Origin of the sequence: Paraburkholderia sp. BR10872 (assembly GCF_040965835.1) — a bacterium.
In the GTDB taxonomy this organism is placed as follows: Bacteria; Pseudomonadota; Gammaproteobacteria; order Burkholderiales; family Burkholderiaceae; genus Paraburkholderia; species Paraburkholderia nodosa_A.
Genome location: NZ_JBFRCN010000043.1, coordinates 30,492 through 51,348 on the forward strand (window position 1 = coordinate 30,492; position 20,857 = coordinate 51,348).

The 20,857-nt window shown below is 63.1% G+C and carries 20 protein-coding genes; 13 read left to right on the plus strand and 7 right to left on the minus strand.

Annotation, left to right across the window (positions count from 1 at the left end; genetic code table 11):
• Positions 1-98: 98 nt before the first annotated feature.
• Positions 99-1,304 (plus strand): NAD(P)/FAD-dependent oxidoreductase, encoded by a 1,206-nt coding sequence (locus AB4Y43_RS28285; protein ID WP_368729299.1) that lies wholly within the window; start codon positions 99-101, stop codon positions 1,302-1,304.
• A gap of 96 nt (positions 1,305-1,400) precedes the next feature.
• Here the strand turns inward: AB4Y43_RS28285 and AB4Y43_RS28290 are convergent, their stop codons facing one another.
• Positions 1,401-1,916, minus strand: coding sequence for an Rrf2 family transcriptional regulator (locus tag AB4Y43_RS28290; RefSeq protein ID WP_368729300.1), 516 nt, complete (start codon positions 1,914-1,916; stop codon positions 1,401-1,403).
• A gap of 198 nt (positions 1,917-2,114) precedes the next feature.
• Here AB4Y43_RS28290 and AB4Y43_RS28295 point away from each other — a divergent pair, with 198 nt between their 5' ends.
• The 4 genes from AB4Y43_RS28295 (at position 2,115) to AB4Y43_RS28310 (ending at position 3,864) form a co-directional block, all read left to right on the plus strand.
• A complete protein-coding gene (locus AB4Y43_RS28295) occupies positions 2,115-2,495 on the plus strand; it encodes a BON domain-containing protein (RefSeq protein WP_069262167.1) in 381 nt (126 codons plus the stop codon).
• 184 nt (positions 2,496-2,679) lie between these two features.
• Entirely contained in the window at positions 2,680-2,943 is a 264-nt protein-coding gene (locus AB4Y43_RS28300) for a hypothetical protein (RefSeq protein WP_342948188.1), read from the plus strand.
• A gap of 414 nt (positions 2,944-3,357) precedes the next feature.
• Positions 3,358-3,612 carry a phasin family protein gene (locus AB4Y43_RS28305; RefSeq protein WP_368729301.1) on the plus strand — a complete coding sequence of 85 codons (255 nt, stop codon included), beginning with the start codon at positions 3,358-3,360 and terminating at the stop codon, positions 3,610-3,612.
• 54 nt (positions 3,613-3,666) lie between these two features.
• Positions 3,667-3,864 carry a hypothetical protein gene (locus AB4Y43_RS28310; RefSeq protein WP_028204658.1) on the plus strand — a complete coding sequence of 66 codons (198 nt, stop codon included), beginning with the start codon at positions 3,667-3,669 and terminating at the stop codon, positions 3,862-3,864.
• Positions 3,865-3,922: 58 nt separating this feature from the next.
• Here the strand turns inward: AB4Y43_RS28310 and AB4Y43_RS28315 are convergent, their stop codons facing one another.
• Complete coding sequence (locus AB4Y43_RS28315) at positions 3,923-4,090, minus strand: hypothetical protein (RefSeq protein WP_342948187.1); 168 nt, start codon at positions 4,088-4,090, stop codon at positions 3,923-3,925.
• A 198-nt stretch (positions 4,091-4,288) separates the two neighbouring features.
• Here AB4Y43_RS28315 and AB4Y43_RS28320 point away from each other — a divergent pair, with 198 nt between their 5' ends.
• From AB4Y43_RS28320 to AB4Y43_RS28330, 3 genes are all read left to right on the plus strand, one after another.
• Positions 4,289-4,882 carry a DnaJ domain-containing protein gene (locus tag AB4Y43_RS28320; protein WP_368729302.1) on the plus strand — a complete coding sequence of 198 codons (594 nt, stop codon included), beginning with the start codon at positions 4,289-4,291 and terminating at the stop codon, positions 4,880-4,882.
• Between the two features lie 83 nt (positions 4,883-4,965).
• The gene (locus AB4Y43_RS28325; RefSeq protein ID WP_069262163.1) at positions 4,966-5,295 is read left to right on the plus strand and encodes a hypothetical protein; all 330 of its coding nucleotides are present in this window, start codon (positions 4,966-4,968) and stop codon (positions 5,293-5,295) included.
• A gap of 118 nt (positions 5,296-5,413) precedes the next feature.
• Complete coding sequence (locus tag AB4Y43_RS28330) at positions 5,414-5,710, plus strand: H-NS histone family protein (protein WP_069262162.1); 297 nt, start codon at positions 5,414-5,416, stop codon at positions 5,708-5,710.
• Positions 5,711-5,747: 37 nt separating this feature from the next.
• On the opposite strand, the gene AB4Y43_RS28335 is transcribed toward AB4Y43_RS28330, so the two are convergent.
• The 3 genes from AB4Y43_RS28335 to AB4Y43_RS28345 all read right to left on the minus strand — a co-directional run bounded on the left by AB4Y43_RS28335 (position 5,748) and on the right by AB4Y43_RS28345 (position 11,544).
• On the minus strand, positions 5,748-6,509 hold the full coding sequence (locus AB4Y43_RS28335) for a YoaK family protein (RefSeq protein WP_069262161.1): 762 nt from the start codon (positions 6,507-6,509) through the stop codon (positions 5,748-5,750).
• Positions 6,510-8,654: 2,145 nt separating this feature from the next.
• Positions 8,655-10,571, minus strand: coding sequence for an SMP-30/gluconolaconase/LRE-like region family protein (locus tag AB4Y43_RS28340; protein ID WP_368729326.1), 1,917 nt, complete (start codon positions 10,569-10,571; stop codon positions 8,655-8,657).
• A gap of 295 nt (positions 10,572-10,866) precedes the next feature.
• Positions 10,867-11,544 (minus strand): TetR/AcrR family transcriptional regulator, encoded by a 678-nt coding sequence (locus tag AB4Y43_RS28345; RefSeq protein ID WP_256094511.1) that lies wholly within the window; start codon positions 11,542-11,544, stop codon positions 10,867-10,869.
• Between the two features lie 389 nt (positions 11,545-11,933).
• Between AB4Y43_RS28345 and AB4Y43_RS28350 the strand changes: the two genes are divergently transcribed.
• From AB4Y43_RS28350 to hydA, 5 genes are all read left to right on the plus strand, one after another.
• A complete protein-coding gene (locus AB4Y43_RS28350; RefSeq protein ID WP_069262157.1) occupies positions 11,934-13,199 on the plus strand; it encodes a Zn-dependent hydrolase in 1,266 nt (421 codons plus the stop codon).
• 123 nt (positions 13,200-13,322) lie between these two features.
• The gene (locus tag AB4Y43_RS28355; protein ID WP_368729303.1) at positions 13,323-14,717 is read left to right on the plus strand and encodes an NAD(P)-dependent oxidoreductase; all 1,395 of its coding nucleotides are present in this window, start codon (positions 13,323-13,325) and stop codon (positions 14,715-14,717) included.
• 62 nt (positions 14,718-14,779) lie between these two features.
• On the plus strand, positions 14,780-16,057 hold the full coding sequence (gene preA, locus AB4Y43_RS28360) for an NAD-dependent dihydropyrimidine dehydrogenase subunit PreA (RefSeq protein WP_368684311.1): 1,278 nt from the start codon (positions 14,780-14,782) through the stop codon (positions 16,055-16,057).
• Between the two features lie 59 nt (positions 16,058-16,116).
• A complete protein-coding gene (locus AB4Y43_RS28365; protein WP_069262154.1) occupies positions 16,117-17,619 on the plus strand; it encodes an NCS1 family nucleobase:cation symporter-1 in 1,503 nt (500 codons plus the stop codon).
• A gap of 44 nt (positions 17,620-17,663) precedes the next feature.
• Entirely contained in the window at positions 17,664-19,121 is a 1,458-nt protein-coding gene (gene hydA, locus AB4Y43_RS28370; RefSeq protein ID WP_368729304.1) for a dihydropyrimidinase, read from the plus strand.
• Between the two features lie 42 nt (positions 19,122-19,163).
• Here hydA and AB4Y43_RS28375 read toward each other — a convergent pair whose 3' ends face one another.
• Entirely contained in the window at positions 19,164-20,018 is an 855-nt protein-coding gene (locus AB4Y43_RS28375; protein WP_368729305.1) for a lipase family protein, read from the minus strand.
• 21 nt (positions 20,019-20,039) lie between these two features.
• Positions 20,040-20,819, minus strand: a complete 780-nt coding sequence (locus tag AB4Y43_RS28380; RefSeq protein ID WP_368729306.1) for a phosphoribosyltransferase — start codon at positions 20,817-20,819, stop codon at positions 20,040-20,042.
• Between the last annotated feature and the right edge of the window lie 38 nt (positions 20,820-20,857).

The window sequence follows — 20,857 nt, forward strand, 5'->3', positions numbered from 1 at the left end:
GCGCGATTAAACTACGACTCATAGAATCCGAGTTATGCGTAGCGCGGGCGCGGCGCGAGTCCACCGATATCACGTATCCCTGCATTGGAGAAGCACACATGTCGAAGCGTATTCTTGTTATTGGGGCCGGCTTCGCCGGCATGTGGAGCGCGCTGAGCGCGGCGCGGCTGCTCGATCAGCAGGGGCGTACGGACGTGGAGATCACGCTGGTCGCTCCGGATCCGCATCTGCATGTCCGTCCGCGCCTGTACGAAGAAGGCCCCGCGAACTTCCGGGCGCCGCTCAAGGAGATCTTCGATGCGACTGGCGTCAAGTTCATCCAGGGAACGGTGGAGCGCGTTCACGTGGAGCGCCGCGCCGTGGATCTGACCGATGTCGATGGCCGGTCCTCTACGCTTGGCTACGACCGCCTCGTGCTGGCTACTGGCAGCCGGCTGTTCCGCCCGTCGATCCCGGGCCTGGCCGATCACACCTTCAGCGTGGATCAGACCGACGAGGCTGTCGAACTGCAAGCGCACATCCGCAGTCTGGCCAGCCAGCCGGACACGCCCGCGCGCAATACCGTGGTGGTGGCGGGCGGCGGATTCACCGGCATCGAGACGGCCGCGGAAATGCCGGCACGCCTGCGCGCGGCGCTGGGCGAGCAGGTGAACGTGAAGGTGATCATCGTCGAGCGTAACGATGCGATCGGCCCCGACCTGGGCGCGGGCCCGCGTCCCGTTATCGAAGAGGCGCTGGGTTCGCTCGGCGTGACCTCGAAGCTTGGTTCGGGTGTGGCTTCAGTGGATGCCGGCGGCGTCACGACAACGGACGACCAGCGTATCGAATCGCACACGGTGATCTGGACGGCCGGGTTGCGCGCGAGCGCGTTGACCGCGCAGATTCCGGGCCGCCTCGACGCCATGGGACGTCTGCATGTCGATCGCAATCTAGCGGTGGAGGGCGTGCCCGGTGTCTACGCGACGGGCGACGTCGCCCGCGCGGCCACCGACGAAGAAGGCAATCACACGATGATGTCGTGCCAGCACGCGATGAACCTGGGGCGCTCGGCAGGCCACAACGTGGCCGCCGATCTGCTAGGCCTCGCTCTGATTCCGTATAGCCAGCCGAAGTACGTGACCTGTCTGGATCTGGGCCCGTGGGGCGCGGTCTACACGGAAGGTTGGGAGCGCGAAGTGAAGTTGCAGGGCGCCGAGGCGAAGAAGCTCAAGCACCAGATCAACTCCGAATGGATCTATCCGCCTCGCGCGGACCGCGAGCAAGCGCTCGCCGCCGCAGATCCGCTGCGCATCGTGGTTGCCTGACCCTTCAGGATAACGACGGATCTGATTGGACGCGGAAGCCTCGATGGAGGCTCCGCGTTTTTTTGCATGCTGGAAGGGCTCGCAACGCGACGGTCGTTACCCGCGCCGATTGGCAGCGCGCTCGGTGAACCAGTCGACCACGTGATGGTGGTAGCTGGCAGGCGCCTTGGAATACGCGCGGGTGGCGAGATCGGCAAGCGAGTGTTGCTTGAGCTCCGCGCGCATGGCGCGCTCGGCGCCCTGCATCACGGCATGGATCGAGCAGGTGCCGCGTGTGGCCCATGCGGGCGGCTCGTCGTCGAAAACGGCACATTGCCGGCGTACTTCGCGACAGTCGAAGAGCGCCTTGTCGCCGTCGACGGCGTCGACGACATCCAGCACCGAAATATTGCGCGCGGGTTTCGCGAGTCTGAAGCCCCCGCGTATGCCTTCGGTCGACTCGACGATGCCGGCTTTGGCGAGGCGCGTGAAGAGCTTGGCCGCGTAATCGACGGGCACGCCCTGCATTTCCGCCAGGTCGCGTACGCTCGCCTCGCGCACGCCGGCGGACGTGCCGGCAAGATAGAGCAGGCAGTGCAGCCCGTATTCGACGCCCGTGCTGATGTGTGACATGGTTATACGACGACTTTTTGTATCGGAGTTGTTAGGGTAGCGCAGTGCGGCGCCGAAGTCATCCGCTGCATCAGCGTGTGCGCTCGGGCAGGCATCGGGGCGGGCCAGGCCATCGTGAACGCGACGCATGACTTCCTGTGCGAACATACGCTCAGAGGTGGCGCTTTTCCTCGGTTGACTCGACCCGATGGAGGCAGCATGAACAGAAACGGTGCGAATGGAACGATCGGCGCGATGGTGTTCGTGGCTATCGCGAGCTGCGCTGCCAATGCGAACGCGCAAACCGGCGTGAGCGAGCCGGCCGGTGCGGCCGTGCAAAGAGTCTCGGCATCGACGCCCGGAAGCCGGCCGGATACCTCAGTGGTGCGTGACGTTCGCCGTGCCATCAGGCGCGTGCCGGATCTCGACGATTCAGACATTCACATTCGGGTCAGCCATGGCGTCGTCACGCTCTCGGGCACAGTCCCGGAGACCTGGCAGATCTCGCGCGCGGGCAATGCGGCGAGGCCGGTGCTGGGCGTGACGGCCGTGAGGAACCGGTTGACGGCCCAGAAGGGGGACGCCGCGGCCAGCGAGTAGTGCCCCGCCCGCGCTTCCACCCGAGGCAACGCCCTTGGAAGGCGACTCCCGATCTGTCCTTCCCCATGCGAACGCTCCCCGGAGCCAGTTCAAACTTGCCTTGCGCTGACGCAAAATACTGTATAAATTCACAGTATGTGTTTACGTCCAGTAGGAGCGTCGCATGGAATCGCTAATTCGCATTGTGAATGACGAAGACCGTCAGGCGTTTGAATGGCTGGTGGCAAATGTAGGGGCGGATCGGGTCGCCGCTGCGACGCGGCGACTTGCTGGCGGGGGGAAGCGGCCGTTCGTTTCCGCGCTGTGCCGATACCTCGGTGCATGGCCACCTGCTGCGCGTCGTGCCCGCAAGGTCGAGCCGGTTCATACGGCCGTTGGCGATCTGCATCTGGCGCGCATACGCGAACTGCTTGCGCAACGCAATGCGGTGAAAGTCGCCGCGCATTGATATTCCCGCTCCCGTTGTTTGAGGGCGCAACAGCGCCGCACTCACAATCGCGCTTGCGATGAATCCTCATCGCAAGCCGTATCTTGTTTGACGTCTTGCGTCATCTGACTGCGCGACACCCGTGGTTCGTCTGTTCTTGTCTGACTGGCCGAGATCCAGGCTGACAAGTCAACGGGCGCATCTGCGTAATGAATTGGGGAAACTCCTGACTCAACTAGCATTCATGAGACGGATTTAACAAAGTTAGAATCAAGGCTCTAGTTCGACTCCGGCATTCGCTTTCGCATGGGCAATGCCAATTGCGTTGAAAAGCCATACATCAATCGCGGTCGATGCAGACATAACGATTAATGAAATGCGCAGAGGTTAAATTAGTATGTCTAATCAAAAATTCGCGGCGGCGGGAAGCGAATCGTGGGCCGTAAGGTTGACTACGTTGACCGGTCATCTATTCGATGGTGTTGTGAACTCTCACGCCTGAATCTCGCGACTTGCAGGTCGATATTCGCTGGTTCGCAACAGCACTTCGAAGGCATGTTGTCCGTCCAGACGCCCGAGCAATTCGTCCGCAACCAGGTCGAGCTATTGCCGTGGGTTGCTTCACAGGCGGCCGGGTACACGCGCGCATGCATGGACATCGCTTCGGAGACTGCGGCGAAACTGCGGTAGCTCGCAGTCGCGAAGAAGCGTGATCAAAACAGGATCAAGCGGGAGGGAAATAACATGTTGAGCCCCCACGAACTTGCCACGTTGATGCTGATAAAGAATGCACCAGGGCGGATCGAGCCCGACCGGGAGGAACTCGGTGCGCTTCGCGATCTGCACCTCGTCATCGTCGATACGCCCGAATCCGGCTTCCCTACGCCCCGCGTGACGCCTCAAGGCGATGCGCTCCTGAGAGCGGTCGCCCGAGTGCGCTGATTGGCGGTCGAGACCGCATAGTCTGTCACACGGACGGGCTATATTCAGAGTGCGTTGCTCACAATTGGGTTGCGATCCGCATGGATCCGAGGAGGCTGACGTGGACCCGTCCTGGCTGGGTATGGCTGCCGGCACGATCGTGCTCGTAATAGCCGCAGTTGGTGTCGCCGCTCACTATCGGCGCGAACGGCGCAGGGCCGATTTGCTGCGCAATCTCGATCACCACGAGTGGTGTCGCTGGACCCGGGTTCGACGCTGAGAACCCGGGTGCTGCGCGCCGGCGGCGCGGGCGGATTTCGATATCCGCGGCTCGTTTGCTTAGGACAATTGATCGGTTGCCGGCTGGCGATCGTCATCGCACGCGCGGTGCGTCCGCGGACGACATGCTACGATCGACCGCATCTCACTTCCATTTGTGCGAGCCATGGCGACGTTGTATGACTTGCTGGGCGTAAGCGACGACGCAAGCGACGCGGACATCAAGCGGGCCTACCGCAGGGCCGCGATGAAAGCGCATCCCGACCGTAATATGGGACGCGAAGCCGCTGCGCATGCGCAGTTCCAGGAGATCAAGGAGGCTTACGCGATTCTTTCCGATCCGGCGCAGCGCAGCGTCTATGACGCAGTCTATGCCAAGGAGATGGGGCGTATGGCCCGCGAGCGGGAAGAAGAGGCGCGCTTGCAGGAGGCGGCGCGTCAGGAGGCCTATGCGCGGCACGTGAGCGTGGCCATGCGCTTCGCGGAGCAGGGCTACAACCGCGACGTCGTATTCGGCGCACTGCTCGCCAGTGATTGCGATTCCCGACTCGCCGGGCGCATTGCCGACGGCGCTATCGCACTGCACCTGTCGCGTCAGGCGGGCAGCGCCGCGCCGCGCAATGCCGGCGCGCCGGAAGAAGCCGTGCCGCCGTCTTCATCGCACGGCGCAGGCGACGAGGAATCGCAAAAGTCCGACGATCGTCGTCACGCGAACCTCTTTAGTGCGATCTGGCACGGTATGTTCGGGTTACATCCCTGAACGTGTGCCGCTGTCAAAATGCGCCGAACAGGCAGGAGCGGGGGTACGATAGTGATCGACATACTACTCAGCGTGGCCACCCTATGACTTCGAATTCACATGCCGCCCGCGATGTCGACACAGAGGCATTGGCAACCTTGTCCGAGTACCTGGAAATTGCACTCGACAAGGGAGGAAGCCTGATTCTCGTTCGAACGCCTGGCGGGAAAAGCGAGGTCTATCTGGGCGATCCCGCGCTGCTGCCGGAAGACTGGGCGCACCTCGGCGCGATTCCGGAGCCGGTGGCTCGCGCGATACTGGAAGGCACGCGCTCCGGGCTCAACGAACTGACTATCCAGGCGCAAAGCTATCGTTTCGTGCGGTTGTTCGCCCAGGTTGCCGATGCGGGGGCAATTGTCTTCGTCACGGCCTGAGCGATCTGCTGCGTGAGTTTGCTGTCGCTGCCGCGAATGCCTTGCGATCACGTTGGAAGGCGGTGTGAGCGAAAGCCACTATGATTAGCGAATGGTGTCCACGCGCAGGAGACGATTCGTGGCAACGTACAAGGAACTGAAGGCGCAACTCGCGGAACTCGAGCGTCAGGCGACCGTCGCCCGTCAGCAGGAGTTCGAGACGGTTCTCGCCGATATCCGCGCAAAGGTGGCCGAATTCGGGTACACGCAGCAAGACATATTTGGTAGTCGTCGCGGCAGGTCGGGGCTTTCGCATAGCGCGGCGCCCCCGAAATATCGCGATCCCGCAAGCGGTGCGACCTGGTCCGGCAGAGGACGCGCGCCGAACTGGATTAAGGACGCGAAGAATCGCGACAGGTTTCTGATAAGCGAATGAATTGCCCGGTATCTGCCGCCGGCGACCGACGTATTCCTCAAAAAAGATCGCGCAGTGGCAGGCGGCGCAAATCGTCGGTAACCGGGACGCTCGCGAGAATCACCAGCACCATCGACAAGGGAACGCCCGCGGCAAATCCAAAATACCGGAAAGCCACTGCGCCCAGCGTTCCGCCAAGCAAAAACATGCCGAGCAGGGAGCCGAGTACGCGTACCCGCTGCATGTCCGCCGCCACGTGATGCGACGCCGAGGACGGCACGCCCCAGTTCCAGTAGAGCGCCTTCCCAAGTTCGATTCCCAGATCTGTCACGATGCCGGTCACATGCGTCGTGCGGATTTCGGCGTGCGAGATTTTCGTGATCATGGCGTTCTGCACGCCCATGATGTAACAGAGCACGGCCACCGTCAGCGGCACGAAGAGAACGCGATGGATGCCGAGATTCGCGCCGAGCGCGGCGAAGCAAAGGAGCAGGGCGGCTTCGAGCAGGAGCGGCAGCGCGTAGACGCTGCGCGCGCAACGGCGGCGCCCCCAGTTGATCAGAATGGCGGACGTCGCGGCGCCACTCGCAAAGGCAAGGATGGAACTGATGGCGGACAACGCGATGCCGCTATCGCCAAGCGCGGTGCTGTCGGCAAGCGACGAGACGATGCCCGACATATGCGACGTGTATTGCCCAACGGCGAGGAACCCGCCGGCATTGATGGCGCCTGCAACCCAGGCCAGTGCACGGCCAAGCCGCAGGTTGGCCTGCTCGGTGCGTTCGACAGAGGTGAAACTGCGCAGATAGTGAATGGGCACGACGGCGTTCCGGGCTACGAGCGTCGAAACGCACAGTGTACGACGCGGACCGATTGCACGGCCCAACGCCATCTGGCGTTTGGGGTGCGGTCGTTTGCCGCAGGGCTCGTCACGTTGTCGTGAATTCGTGTAATCCGCTTGCATAGGCCTTTTTCGCGAGCCCCGGGTCTCGATCGAGCGTCGGCAAGGTCGAACGGGTGGCAATCCACGGTGCGCAGGCCGGTGAGGTCGTTCAGGTTTGCGCTTTGGGCATCGTCTGGACGATCAATCTGTAAAGATCGTTGAAATTGTCCTCGGTCTCCAGACTCTCGAACCGGATCGCGATTCGCGCCGAACGCCTCGTCGATCTCCACCCCGTCCTATACGGTCAAATAACGTTGCGCGCCTGGCAGGATGACCGACGCTTCCAGGTGCCGGTGACCGGCGTAGAAGTCGGCGTAGCCGTACCTGCTCGGGGAATTCGTTGATGTAGTGGGGCATCGCCCGCAGCAGCATCGCGCTGCTTGGGCCGAAGCCGGACGCCATGCCGTCGACCACGGCACGGCGATTCGTCACCGTGCCGATACCCATGCGAACTGTCCCGGCAGAGCATGAATACGATCAAGGCGTGCTCGTCGGCGTCAGGATCGGTGGTTCGTACCCGCCTGTGTCTACCGCGAAGCCCGCTTTGGTCGTGCCGCCTACGCCCGGCGAGCCAGAGTGGTTCGCAGCCCCAGCAGGACCGGCGCCGTGGCGCGCGCCGCTGCCCGTGCCGGACACGCCTGGCGGACCGTAATCGTTCGCAACCGGCTCGGCAGCCGGCCTTGCGACGGAAACCGGAGGTGGACGCGGTACGCTCTGCGGCGGCGCGTAGTTCGCAACCGGCGCACTGGGTGCCGGGGTGGTTGTGCCTCGGATCGACGTAGTCACACCCGGTGGCGGGGCATTGTCGGTCCTGGCTGGAGTGGGTATCACCAACGCATTCGGACGATAATCCGAATAGGGCGCGTGCGGCGGTGGGTTATATGCATTGGTAACCGGCGCGTTTACGATCGGCGCCGGCGGAGGAGGCGGCACGATTTCGACCATGGCCGTCGCCGCACTCATGTGTGGTGAGCCGCGGCCCAAAGGTCCACCCGGGCCGCCTGCGCTTGCGCTACCTGAAGAGCTACCCGCACTCGAGCTACCGCCGCCTGCACCGGCGCTACTTCCGCCGGCGCTACTGCCACCGGAACTGCCTGCGCCGGAACTGCCTGCGCCGGAACTGCCTGCGCCGGAGCTGCCTGCACCGGAACTACCTGCGCCGGAACTGCCTGCACCGGAACTGCCTGCACCGGAACTGCCTGCACCGGAACTGCCTGCACCGGACCCACCTGCACCGGAACCACCTGCACCGGAGCTGCCTGAGCCCGAACTCGAACCAGAGCCTGAGCTTGACCCAGAGCCCGAGCCCGAACCTGACCCGGACCCGGACCCGGACCCGGACCCGGAGCCGTGGCCACCGCCCGCACCAGCACCGGCTCCTGCGCCACCGCCGTTGCCGCCGCCGTTGCCGCCGCCGTTGCCTCCACCATTACCGCCGCCGTTTCCCCCGCCATTACCGCCGGCCGCACCATAAGCCGCACCCGACAGGGCCAAAGCGAGCACCCATACCACGGTCTGCTTCGTTGATCGGTTCATCGTTCCCCCTATTTCTCGTGCAAGCCACTTAAAACGCCCGACTTGCCCGCGCAAAACCGCTCCGCGCGTTGTGCAACGGGCGCGCAAGCGATGTACCTCGACGCGCTCCCCCGGTGCGTGTCGTCGGCATGGTTCAGAAGAACTATCTTCGTTGCGACTTCGCTTCTCATTAGCGGAACGCAATGATGTATCGCTGCAGAATACGGCGATTAGAAAGCTGCGCCTTCGCTGACTTGATTCGCATGACGAATCAATACCATTCATATGCCTTGAAGACTCGGTAAACGACGTCGCCTGTAGGTGGATTGTCCGGGCTGGCAGCTGGGATGGGCCAGGTTGGCGAAGAAATGCTAGCGAATGGCGTTGGTTCGGCCAAACAAAGCGCTTTCAATAAACGCTTTCAATTAAGCGAGAAATCGGCCGCGCGCAGATCAGAGCGGGGTCGTGAGACCGTGCAACCACGCTAATTGCGTTCCAGAACAGGCGTTACGGGTGCCAGCGATAGACCACGACGCTCGATCCGTTGTAGTTGTCTTTCGTGACGACGTACTCGCCGGTCGAGCGCAGGTATGCGCGAATGCCATACATCGAATCCACGTCGTTGCCGACATCCATCGCCGTCGGGTTCGAGTTCGTCAAGGTCGTGACGAGACTGCCGGTGTTCAGGTCGAACACGTCGATATTCGGCACCGTATGCACGTAGCCGACGAACAGGTAGTGGCCCGCTGCCGAGATCGATTTCGGATTCGCGCTCGTGAGATCGATCATCGGGCTCGGTGCGCTCGTGTTGCCCGCTTTCCAGCCGTGATAGATCTCGATGTGCCCGTTCATGGCTGTCCAGTCCCAGCTTCCCGCAATGCCCTGCGCGAGGATCATCGTGTCGCTGTCCGACTGGTAGATGATGCGTGTGAGCGGGCGCACGGTTCGCGGGATCTGGATCGTGCTGGCGGCGCGCCATGATGGCTTGCCGTTCGCGTCGAAGCCGGTCAGCGGGTAATGGTAGATCTGGTTGGTTCGGTCGAGCCCGGCCCAGACGTCGCCATTGCCGTCGATCGCGAAGCCGCCCGTCACCTTTGTATTCGTATTGAACGCCTTGCCGGGAATGGACCCGTCGGGAATGGCAATGTACCCGCTCGACGGCTGGAAATGAAAGAAGTTGAAGGTGTCGGGATTCTGCCCGGAGGCGACGAGAATGCGGTTGCCGCCCACCACCACGAGTTGCCCGAACAACTGGCCGCGCTGATAGTCGTTCATGTTCAGGCGCGGGTCGGCCGGCCAGCTGAACGGATCGATCGTATTCGCTACGAACGCGCCGCCTGCTGTACCCGTGTAGATGGTGTTCCCGCTGTAGAAGTCCGCGCCATCGGTTGCCGGGTCGGGCGCCGCGATCGCCTCGAAATTGAGCGCTTGCAAAGTCCACTGCAGCGTACCCGATGAGTTGTACGAATGAATGTCGGTGCTGCCGTTGCGGCCGAGGTCCCAGTCGCCGCCCCATGCGTTATTGAGCACATACAGATTGCCCGCTGCATCCTTGCCGATACCGACGACGCGCGTGAAGCGCTTGTCGCCGACCTGCCCCTTGATGCCCGTCGTGGTGTCCAGATAGCCGCCCTGCACGCCGAGCGTGCCGACCAGCGCCGGCATGCCGGTCAGGGCATAACACTTGATGTTCATGTCGGGCCCCTCGTCGCCAACCAGTAGCCGGTTCGTCGGTGCGTCGAAATAGAGTGCAGAGGGCCGGGCGCCAGCGGCCTTCTGGATCGTGCTCATCGGCGTGCCGGCCGGGCTGAACTGTGCGACTACACCTGCGTTTTCGCGCGCGACCCAGACGTTGCCTGCATCGTCGATTGCGAGTGCGCCGGGTTGCTGGACGCCGATGTCGCGCTGCCAGACGCCGTCGGTCGTGTAGACCCGCACGCGGTTGCCGTAGTAGTCGCTGGCGTAGAGGAGTGTGCCCGCTGTCGCAAGACCGGTAATCACATCCGCGTTCTGGATGCCGGTCCAGGTGCTCACGGCAATGCGAAGCTCGCGCGTGTTCGAGCTTCGGTTGTAGCGGCCCACCGATCCGCTGCCGTACGCCCGGCTATAACCGAGCGCGACGAAGATCGACGTCGCGTTGCCCGTGATCGCACTGCCCTGGAACTCGTCGTGCGCGCCGATGGTGCCGAGCGTTGCGCCGTTCTGATAGCGCGCGACCCCGCCCGCGTTTTCGTCCCAGCGCGATGACGTATAGATAACACCCTCGGGCGCGACCCACATCGAGCGCGCGCCGTTACCGACGTGTGCGACGAGCGTGCCGAAGCTGTTGGCGAGCCAGTCGGTCGTGTATTGCGCATGACTGGCGGGCGCAATGGCGGCGACGAAAAGACCCAGCCATGCTGCGCGAATCCGGTTGTTGAACATGCGCCGGGCTTCCCATAGACATCCCGCCGCGACGGCGTGAATCGCGGCGCATAAATTGACCGATGTAGAAGCTACGCCGCAATCGGGAGGTCGTGCTGTGTGAGCGCGTGTACCTCGAGTGTAGTCAGTTTGGCGCGCGCGTATCACAGCCTGCGCCGAAGAGAGGATCGTGCCGCCCACACACCAGCCTACCGTGTTGACCTTGTCCGCACCGGTGATCGCGAGCGAGACATCGATGGCCTGCATCACGCCCGTTTCCAGATAGTCGTCCCACGGCACACCGTTGCCGCTTCGCTCAATGCCCAGGCGAGCGCGCGCCGCTCGCGCGCAAAATCAACCGCACCACTTCCTCGGTACTCGCTTCGAACCCCGCCGATGACAGCGCGCGCTTGCCCGAGAGCGCGCGAATTTGCGCCTCGAAATCGGCATAGTGCTGCGTGGTCGCCCAGATCATGAAAAGCAGCGTCTTCGGATCGACGGGGGCGAGCAAGCCTTCGGCAATCCAGCGATCGATCAGCTTCACGCGTGTTTCCATCCACGGCTTCACACGTTTGAGCAGGATGTCCTGCATATGCGTCGCGCCGCTGATGATCTCGTTCGCCCACACTTTCGACCCGAGCGGTCTGCGCCGCGAGAGTTCCATCTTCGCGCGCACGTAGCCACCAATGGCCTCCACCGGATCGTCGCTTGCATCGAACGTGTTGGCGGCCGCGTTCCATTCCTCGAACAGATCATCGAGCACGCGCCAGTAGAGCGCGAGCTTGGTGGGGAAGTAGTAGTGCAGATTCGCCTTCGGCAGGCCCGCGCGCTCCGCGATCAGCGCCGTGCTTGCGCCTTCGAAGCCTCGCTCGGCGAACACGGCCTCCGCGCAGGCGAGCAGATGCGCTTCGTTCGACTCGCGAATGGCGGCTTTGCGTCGGCGCGGCTTGTGCGTTGCGTCAGCGGCTTCCCGTTCGTGAGCCGTGCCGCGCATCGCGTGAGTCGCGGCTCGCGTGGTGGGTTCGTCGTCGCGCATGATGGTCAGTCCGTTCAGTAGGGAAGAGGCGGCGCACGGCTGCCGCGCCCATGTCGGCTTCATTGTAGTCACGATGTAAGCGCCTCGTGCATTCACCGCTCTCGGGGAAAACGCGCGGAGTGCTGGCGCGTTTTTCGCGCACTGCAGCATCGATGGCACGCTTCTCGCTGGTAACACCGCATTGAATTCGCGAAGTTTATCGTCTACAACCTGTCCAATCGGACAGGATTCGCGGGGCGAGGTTTTGGGAGTCGCGATGCGCCAATCGAGCGTGCACCGCCATGGCGCTTCCCGCCCCAGAAGGTGGCAAGAATGCACGTTTGACGAACACGGACAGGAGGACACGCATGAACGCAGTAAGCGAAGCCGCGCTGACGACCGCGATTCACGTGAACGGCCAGCGTTTGTGGGACAGCCTGATGGAGATGGCGAAAATCGGTGCCACGCCCAAGGGCGGCGTGTGCCGTCTCGCGCTCACCGATCTCGACAAGACAGGGCGCGATCTCATCGTCCAATGGGCGAAAGAGGCCGGCTGCACGGTGAGCGTCGACCAGATGGGCAACGTGTTCATGCGCCGCGCGGGGCGCAACAACGACCTGCCGCCGGTGATGACCGGTTCGCACGCCGACTCTCAGCCCACGGGCGGGCGCTTCGACGGCATCTATGGCGTGCTGGGCGGCCTCGAGGTGATTCGCTCGCTGAACGATCACGGCATTCAAACCGAGCGCCCCGTCGAAACCGTGATCTGGACCAACGAGGAAGGCTCGCGTTTCGCGCCGGCCATGGTCGCCTCCGGCGTGTTCGCGGGCGTCTTTACGCTCGACTACGGCCTCTCACGCAAGGATATCGATGGCAAGACCATCGGCGAGGAGCTGCAGCGCATCGGCTATGCAGGTGAACTGCCGTGCGGCGGCCGCAAGATTCACGCGGCGTTCGAACTGCATATCGAACAGGGGCCGATACTCGAAGCCGAAAATAAAACGATCGGCGTCGTCACGGACGCGCAGGGCCAGCGCTGGTACGAGGTCGTGCTCACGGGGCAGGAGGCGCACGCGGGTCCGACGCCCATGCCGCGCCGCCGCGACGCACTGCTGGGCGCCTCGCGTGTCGTGCAACTCGTGAACGAAATTGGCCTGCGCCACGCGCCGCTGGCCTGCGCGACGGTCGGCATGATGCAGGTGCATCCGAATTCGCGCAACGTAATTCCGGGCCGCGTGTTCTTTACCATCGATTTCCGCCATCCCCAGGACGACGTGCTCGCGCAGATGGACGCCGAGCTGCGCGAAGGAATCGAAAGGATTGCAGAACAAGGCAAGCTCGAAACGCAGCTCGAGCAGATTTTCTATTACGCGCCGGTGCCGTTCGACAAGGCCTGCGTGAACTCCGTGCGCGCGGCGGCGGAGCGCTTTGGGTACTCGAACCGCGAGATCGTTTCGGGCGCGGGCCACGACGCGTGCTATCTCGCGACGGTCGCGCCGACTTCGATGGTGTTCGTGCCATGCATCGACGGCATCAGTCACAACGAGGTCGAGGACGCGACGATCGAATGGATCGAGGCGGGCGCGAACGTGCTGTTGCACGCCATGCTCGAACGCGCGAGCGAACCCGGCTGACGCCGTTGACGCCAAAGCAAGCGGCCTGAGAGCCGCGCTGTCTTTCACGCTTTCCCCACGTACCGGCTGCGCGAGCCATGCACAGCCGGCGGACCCGTGTTTTGCCTCGCAAGGAGCATCCGGATGTCCCAGTCCAACTCGAATGCCGCCGACGGCATCGCGCCTGGCCGCCTCACGGCCGAGCAACTCGGCTGCAACTTTGCCGATGTCGCGCCGCCACTGTCCCCCAACGCAGCCGTCATTGCCGCCGACCGCTGCCACTATTGTTACGACGCGCCGTGTGTGGCGGCTTGCCCGACTGGCATCGACATTCCGGGCTTTATCCGCAAGATCGGCAACGGCAACCTCAAGGGCGCGGCGCGCGACATATTGAGCGCGAATCCTCTAGGCGGCACGTGCGCGCGCGTGTGCCCGACTGAAATTCTGTGCGAAGGCGCTTGCGTCCGGAATCATCAGGATGGCGAACCGGTTAGGATCGGCGCTCTTCAGCGCCATGCCACCGACTTTCAGATGGCGCGCGAAGCCGCTGGTGCGCCGCCGCTCTTCAAACGCGCGAGTGAGACGGGACGGCGCGTTGCCGTGGTCGGGGCCGGACCGGCGGGGCTCGCCTGCGCGCATACGCTTGCGCTCGCGGGGCATCGCGTGAGCGTGTTCGACGCGGGCGAGAAGCCAGGCGGCCTCAATGAATACGGCATCGCGGCGTACAAGGTCGTCGACGATTTCGCGCAGCGCGAGGTGCAATGGCTGCTTTCCATCGGTGGGATCGAAATACGTCAGGGCCAGCGGCTTGGCCGCGACATCACGCTTACGGAATTGCGAGCCGCGTATGACGCCGTGTTCATCGGCGTGGGACTCGGCGGTACGCAAGCGCTTGCCATTGAAGGCGAAGCGCTCGACGGCGTGCGCGATGCCGTGGACTTTATCGCTCGCCTGCGCGAAGCCGACGATCTTTCCACGCTTGCGGTGGGCCGCAAGGTGGTGGTGATCGGCGGCGGTAATACTGCCATCGACGCCGCTGTGCAAAGCCACAAGCTGGGCGCGGAGCAGGTGATGCTTGCGTATCGCCGCGGCGCGGCGCAGATGAGCGCCACCTGGGCCGAGCAGGAATTCGCACGCGCACAGGGTGTGGTGCTGGTCGAATGGATGAAGCCGCTGCGCATCACTGGCGACACCCGCGTGCAGGCTGTGGAGTTCGAGCGCACGGCGCTCGATGCGGGCGGCGCGTTGCGCGGCACCGGCGAAATCGTGCGTGTGGAAACCGACATGGTCCTGAAAGCCATTGGCCAAAAGCTCTTGCCCGAAGGCCTGGTTGGCCTCGACGCCCTGCAACTTACTGCAGGCGGCGCGCGTATTGCCGTGGATGCAGACGGTGCGACCTCCATCGAAGGCGTCTTCGCGGGCGGCGACTGTGCGGGCCATGGCGCAACCGATCTCACCGTGCAGGCCGTGCAGGATGGCAAGCTCGCCGCGCGTGCAATCGACCGCTACCTCGCGAATCAGTCCGCCAGAGCCGCTTGAACTGCGCAGTTCGATCCAGCCGAACGACACACCGAATCCAGACAATACGAAGGAGTCGCATCATGGCCGACCTGCGCTGCACGATTGCCGGCATTGAATCGCCGAACCCATTCTGGCTCGCCTCCGCGCCGCCGACCGACAAGGCCTATAACGTCAACCGCGCCTTCGAGGCGGGTTGGGGCGGCGTGGTCTGGAAGACACTCGGGCTCGACCCGCACGTGGTGAACGTGAGCTCGCGCTATGGCGCCACCACGTGGCGCGGCCAGCGCATTGCGGGGTTGAACAACATCGAGCTCATTACCGACCGCCCGCTCGACGTGAACCTCAAGGAAATCGCGCAGGTGAAACGCGACTGGCCAGACCGGGCGCTCATCGTCTCGCTGATGGTGCCGTGCACCGAGCAGGACTGGAAGTGGATCTTGCCGCAGGTGGAAGATACCGGCGCCGATGCGGTGGAGCTCAATTTCGGCTGCCCGCATGGCATGAGCGAGCGCGGCATGGGCGCGGCCGTGGGGCAGGTGCCCGAATACATCGAAATGGTCACGCGCTGGGTGAAGGAGGGCACGCGCCTGCCTTGCCTCGTGAAACTCACGCCCAACGTGACCGACATACGCCACGGCGCGCGCGCGGCGATGAAGGGCGGCGCGGACGGCGTCTCGCTCATCAATACGATCAACTCGATCGTGGGTGTCGATCTCGACGTGATGGCGCCGCTGCCGACTGTGGATGGAAAAGGCACGCACGGCGGCTACTGCGGCCCCGCGGCGAAGCCCATTGCGCTGCACATGGTCGCGGAAATCGCGCGCGACCCGCAAACGCACGGCTTGCCCATCTCCGGCATCGGCGGCATTTCCGACTGGCGCGACGCCGCCGAATTCATCGTGCTGGGCGCGGGGAGCGTGCAGGTTTGCACCGCCGCGATGCACTACGGATTCCGAATCGTCAGCGATATGATCGACGGCCTCTCCAACTGGATGGACGACAAGGGCTACGCGAATCTCGACGCCATTCGCGGCCGCGCCGTGCCCAACGTCACCGACTGGCAGTACCTGAACCTGAACTACGACATCAAGGCGCGCATCGATCAGGACCGCTGCATCCAGTGCGGGCTCTGCCATATCGCCTGCGAGGACACCTCGCATCAGGCCATCACCGCCACGCGCGACGGCAAGCGTCACTTCGAGGTGGTCGACGCCAACTGCGTCGGGTGCAATTTATGCATGCACGTCTGCCCGGTCGACCAATGCATCACGATGGAGCGCGTCGACTCGGGCCGCTACGCGAACTGGACCACGCATCCCAACAACCCGGCGCGCGTGGCCGATCCGAAAGCCGCCTGACCCATCGAAACAGAACTGAACCGAACCAGACCAACGACAAGTCACGGAGAACTGCAACCATGAGTCAGCCATTGACAGGCGACGCCAGCGCGCGCCGCGCCGAAAGCGAGTTATACAACGACGATCTCGCGCCAACCGGCGCAGCGCAGCGCACGTGGCGCTGGTATCACTTCGGGGCGCTCTGGGTGGGCATGGTGATGAACATCGCCTCGTACATGCTCGCGGCCGGACTCACCGAGCAGGGCATGTCGCCATGGCAGTCCGTGCTCACGGTACTGCTCGGCAATCTCATCGTGCTCGTGCCGATGCTGCTGATCGGCCACGCAGGCACGAAATACGGCATCCCCTACGCGGTGCTGGTGCGTTCCTCGTTCGGCACGCAAGGCGCGAAGCTGCCCGCCATGCTGCGCGCCATCGTGGCGTGCGGCTGGTACGGTATCCAGTCGTGGCTCGGTGGCAGTGCCATCTATACGCTCGCCAATATCCTCACGCACAACGCACTGGTGGGCGACGCGCTGCCGTTTCTCGGCATCTCGATCGGCCAGGGCGCGTGCTTCCTCGTGTTCTGGGTGCTGCAACTCTATTTCATCCTGCACGGCACCGACTCGATCCGCTGGCTCGAAAGCTGGTCCGCGCCCATCAAGGTCGTGATGTGCGTGGTGCTCGTGTGGTGGGCCTGCTCGAAGGCGGGCGGCGTGGGTTCGATGCTCTCGCAGCCTTCCCAGTTTGCCGCTGGCGGCAAGAAGGCAGGTCTCTTCTGGGCGACGTTCTGGCCGAGCCTCACGGCCATGGTGGGCTTCTGGGCCACGCTCGCGCTCAACATTCCCGACTTCACGCGCTTCGCGAAAACGCAAAAGGACCAGTTCGTGGGGCAGGCCATCGGTCTGCCCATTCCGATGGCGCTGCTTTCGGTGGTCTCGGTCGTCGTGACTTCGGCCACGGTGGTGATCTACGGCAAGGCGATCTGGGACCCCATCGATCTCACGAGCCGCATGGAAGGCGTGGGCGTGGGCATCGCGCTCGTCATCCTCACGCTCGACACGATGTGCTGCAATCTCGCCGCGAATCTCGTCGGGCCGGCCTACGATTTTTCGAGCCTCTGGCCCAAGGCCATCTCGTACAAGGCGGGTGGGCTCATTACCGCGGGTATTGCCATCGTGATGATGCCGTGGAAGATTCTCGCCACCACTCAGGGCTACATTTTCACCTGGCTCGTTGGCTATTCGGCGCTGCTCGGACCCGTGGCGGGCATTCTCATCGTCGATTACTTCCTCGTTCGCGGCACGCGCCTGAATACGGCTGAGCTATTCGAAGAGAACGGCGAATACGCCTACTCGAACGGCTGGAATATGGCGGCCGTCATCGCGCTGGTCCTGGGTGTGCTGCCCAATCTGCCGGGCTTTCTCAACACCGCATTTCCGAGTGTGTTTCCGTCCGTGCCCGACGCGTTCAAAAGCATTTACACCTATGCATGGTTCGTGGGGCTCGCGATTGCGGCGCTCGTCTACGGCGTGATGATGAAGCTCGGCAAGAGCCGGCGACCGAGCGTGGCGAGCGCGTGAGTCGTGGCAGTGTGAATTCGTTCAACTGAAGGAGACTGGGCATCATGGCGATCCTGATTCGAGGCGGCACCGTCGTCAATGCGGACAAGAGCTGGCGGGCGGACGTGCTCTGCGAAAACGGCGTGATCCAGACCGTGGGCGAAAACCTCGACGCGCCCGCGGGCGCGACCGTAGTCGACGCAGGCGGCCAGTATGTGATGCCGGGCGGCATCGACCCGCATACGCACATGGAGCTGCCGTTCATGGGCACGACGGCGAGCGACGACTTCTACACGGGCACGGCGGCGGGCCTCGCGGGCGGCACGACGTCGATCATCGATTTCGTGATTCCCAACCCGAAGCAGCCGCTCATGGATGCGTTTCGCGAGTGGCGCGGCTGGGCCGAAAAAGCCGCCACCGACTATGGCTTCCACGTGGCGGTCACGTGGTGGGACGACAGCGTGCATCGCGACATGGGCCTGCTCGTGAACGAACACGGCGTGTCGAGCTTCAAGCACTTCATGGCGTACAAGAACGCCATCATGGCCGACGACGAGATCCTCGTGAACAGCTTTGCGCGTTCGCTCGAACTGGGCGCGCTGCCTACTGTGCATGCCGAGAATGGCGAACTCGTCTTCCAGTTGCAGCGGCAACTGCTTGCACGTGGCTTCACGGGGCCCGAGGCGCATCCGCTCTCAAGGCCGCCCGAAGTCGAAGGCGAGGCGGCGAACCGCGCAATTCGCATTGCGCAGGTGCTGGGCGTGCCCGTGTATATCGTGCATGTTTCAGCGAAAGACGCGCTCGAAGCCATCGCTCGCGCGCGCAGCGAAGGGCAACGCGTGTTCGGCGAGGTGCTCGCCGGGCATCTGGTGATCGACGAGTCCGTATATCGCGACCCAGACTGGACGCGTGCCGCTGCCCATGTGATGAGCCCGCCGTTCCGCACGAAAGAACATCGCGACGCGCTCTGGCGCGGGCTGCAAGGCGGGCTGCTGCACACCACGGCGACCGACCACTGCGTGTTCTGTGCTTCGCAGAAGGCAATGGGCCGCAACGATTTCACGAGGATTCCGAACGGATGCGGCGGCGTGGAGGATCGCATGGCCGTGCTGTGGGATCAGGGCGTGAACACGGGCCGGCTCACGCCGAACGAGTTCGTGCGGGTGACCTCCACGAACGCCGCGCAGATCTTCAATCTGTATCCGCGCAAGGGCACGGTGGCTGTCGGCGCCGATGCCGACCTCGTCGTGTGGGACCCGCAGGCCACGCGCACGATCTCGGTGAAGACGCATCATCAGAACGTCGACTTCAACGTCTTCGAAGGCATGACGGTGCGGGGCGTCCCTACGCATACGGTCTCGCAGGGCGAACTCGCGTGGGCCAACGGCGATCTGCGGGCGCGGCGCGGTGCCGGGCGTTACCTGAAGCGGCCTGCGAATCCCGGCTATCTGCAGGCGTCGCGGCTTGCGAAGAGCTTGAAGGAGACGCAGCCGGTGCATCGGGAGGGGGATGCGACCAGTTAGGCGAGAGGGCTCGGTTAGTCTGATCGACGGCAGCGTGCCGTTTCAGGGGACCAGACTTCTCACGTAGTTGATCGGGGCGTGATCCGCGAGGTCCCGCACCATGACGTCACCGATGCGCCACGCGTATTGAAGCAGATAATCCTCCCGGGCGGCGGCGCGGTCCGCTTGCACGAAAGCATCGTCGGCGTGCGGAGCGAGTTTGCCTTCGCGCGTGATGTAGTTCGACGCTCCCGCGTGAACGTATCCTCCAATGGGCGGTGGCAAGTCGGTGACGAGATCGCAGCAGTCGACATAGCGCCTGATGCCGACCGGGCCAAGGGTGGCGACAAACGTCGCGTCGCCTACGCGTGGCGAACCGAATGTCACGAGGGCGTTGGGCGTGCAAAGGCTGGCAAAGAGCGTCGCGATGGCCGCACCGAGGCTATGACCTGTCAAGATGAGCTGTCTTCTCGTCGGCGCGGTCTCGTTCAACCAGTTGCCGACTGCTTCGCGCAAGCCGCGGGCGGCGCCTGCAAATCCAGCATGAACCTGACAGGCGCTTTCCGTCCACTTTGTCATGCTGATCTCCAGGTCTGTTGCGATATCGGTGAGCGATTGCGGTTCCGTTCCCCGGAACGCGAGCACGGCGAGGCCATCGGAGCGCCTCACGGCGCCGAAGCCATGCGTGTCGTCGTCGGCATTGTTGAAGGGAACAGCGCTTTCGAAACCCACGAGGGCGAGCGCTTGTTCGAGCCGCTGAAGTTCAGCGCCGCCTTGTTCGTAGCGTATATAGGCAAGCCGCGCGAACTCCGCGCACAGCCCGTCGATTTCGTAGTTGCTACCGGCAGTGAACACTGTAGGCCTGAGCTGCGGTGAGTTGAGCGCGTCGCGTGATGGGTCGTAGGGGATAGAGCACATGTGCACCTCCGTGTGCAACCGCTAATCAAAAGCGCTGATTCTGTATCGCTTGTTGTTAATTGTTTTATACACAATGGAAAACGGAAATTTGCTCAGAATGAGGCCTATCAGAAATTCGTTGTTGCAGTAGATCTCCTCTGGCCCGAAGGCCTGGATGGTATCCAATAGCGAGTGTTGATCGCCCTTGAATTCCACGTGGCAATCCACCTTCCATTCCTGTTTCAGGTTCAACGGGTAGGCGAGATCGTCGATGGCCAACGTCTTCTTGTAGCGTTGATCTTCCAGTAGCGCCGCTTCTTCCTTCACGAAATCATCGAGGCATTGGCGGCTGGTGACATACCGCTCCCATGGCAATACTGCGCGCACCGAAGAGCAGTCTTTGTAGTGGTCCGCCTCCGTTCGACTATCGGCGTGGTGCACCAGCGTCAGCACTTTGATCAAAGACTTGTCTCCAACAAAGGAGAGCAAATACTCGTAGCAATTGGCCAGCGTATATCCCACGCCGGCAACATCGTCCACCAGCAGGATTCTCTTGCCTTCCTTGACGCAGGCATCGACAAGATCAAACACTTTCTTGTTGTTGATTTCAGCTTTCGCTTCCCCACGATCGTAGTGTACGAAGTCGACGGGCAGGCCCAACATCTGCGAAAGCATCAGGGCCGGGATGGCGCCTCCGCGCAAGATGCCGAGTATCAAACCGATGTTTTCCCGAACCAGTTGCTCTCTTTTCGACAGGCAAAAGGTCTCTATGTCGTCGTAGCCATAAAAGTAGACGGGAAGTCGGGCAAATTCTGTGTTCACCTGATTTCGTTCCTTTCACCTACAGTGTTACGCCAGGC

Excerpts from the sequence above, each read along its gene's own strand:
- preA (WP_368684311.1), top strand. The coding sequence starts at position 14,780 with ATGGCCGACCTGCGCTGCACGATTGCCGGCATTGAATCGCCGAACCCA.
- AB4Y43_RS28285 (WP_368729299.1), top strand. The coding sequence starts at position 99 with ATGTCGAAGCGTATTCTTGTTATTGGGGCCGGCTTCGCCGGCATGTGG.
- hydA (WP_368729304.1), top strand. The coding sequence starts at position 17,664 with ATGGCGATCCTGATTCGAGGCGGCACCGTCGTCAATGCGGACAAGAGC.
- AB4Y43_RS28365 (WP_069262154.1), top strand. The coding sequence starts at position 16,117 with ATGAGTCAGCCATTGACAGGCGACGCCAGCGCGCGCCGCGCCGAAAGC.
- AB4Y43_RS28325 (WP_069262163.1), top strand. The coding sequence starts at position 4,966 with ATGACTTCGAATTCACATGCCGCCCGCGATGTCGACACAGAGGCATTG.
- AB4Y43_RS28350 (WP_069262157.1), top strand. The coding sequence starts at position 11,934 with ATGAACGCAGTAAGCGAAGCCGCGCTGACGACCGCGATTCACGTGAAC.
- AB4Y43_RS28375 (WP_368729305.1), bottom strand. The coding sequence starts at position 20,018 with ATGTGCTCTATCCCCTACGACCCATCACGCGACGCGCTCAACTCACCG.
- AB4Y43_RS28345 (WP_256094511.1), bottom strand. The coding sequence starts at position 11,544 with ATGCGCGGCACGGCTCACGAACGGGAAGCCGCTGACGCAACGCACAAG.
- AB4Y43_RS28310 (WP_028204658.1), top strand. The coding sequence starts at position 3,667 with ATGTTGAGCCCCCACGAACTTGCCACGTTGATGCTGATAAAGAATGCA.
- AB4Y43_RS28295 (WP_069262167.1), top strand. The coding sequence starts at position 2,115 with ATGAACAGAAACGGTGCGAATGGAACGATCGGCGCGATGGTGTTCGTG.
- AB4Y43_RS28355 (WP_368729303.1), top strand. The coding sequence starts at position 13,323 with ATGTCCCAGTCCAACTCGAATGCCGCCGACGGCATCGCGCCTGGCCGC.
- AB4Y43_RS28290 (WP_368729300.1), bottom strand. The coding sequence starts at position 1,916 with ATGTCACACATCAGCACGGGCGTCGAATACGGGCTGCACTGCCTGCTC.
- AB4Y43_RS28340 (WP_368729326.1), bottom strand. The coding sequence starts at position 10,571 with ATGTTCAACAACCGGATTCGCGCAGCATGGCTGGGTCTTTTCGTCGCC.
- AB4Y43_RS28320 (WP_368729302.1), top strand. The coding sequence starts at position 4,289 with ATGGCGACGTTGTATGACTTGCTGGGCGTAAGCGACGACGCAAGCGAC.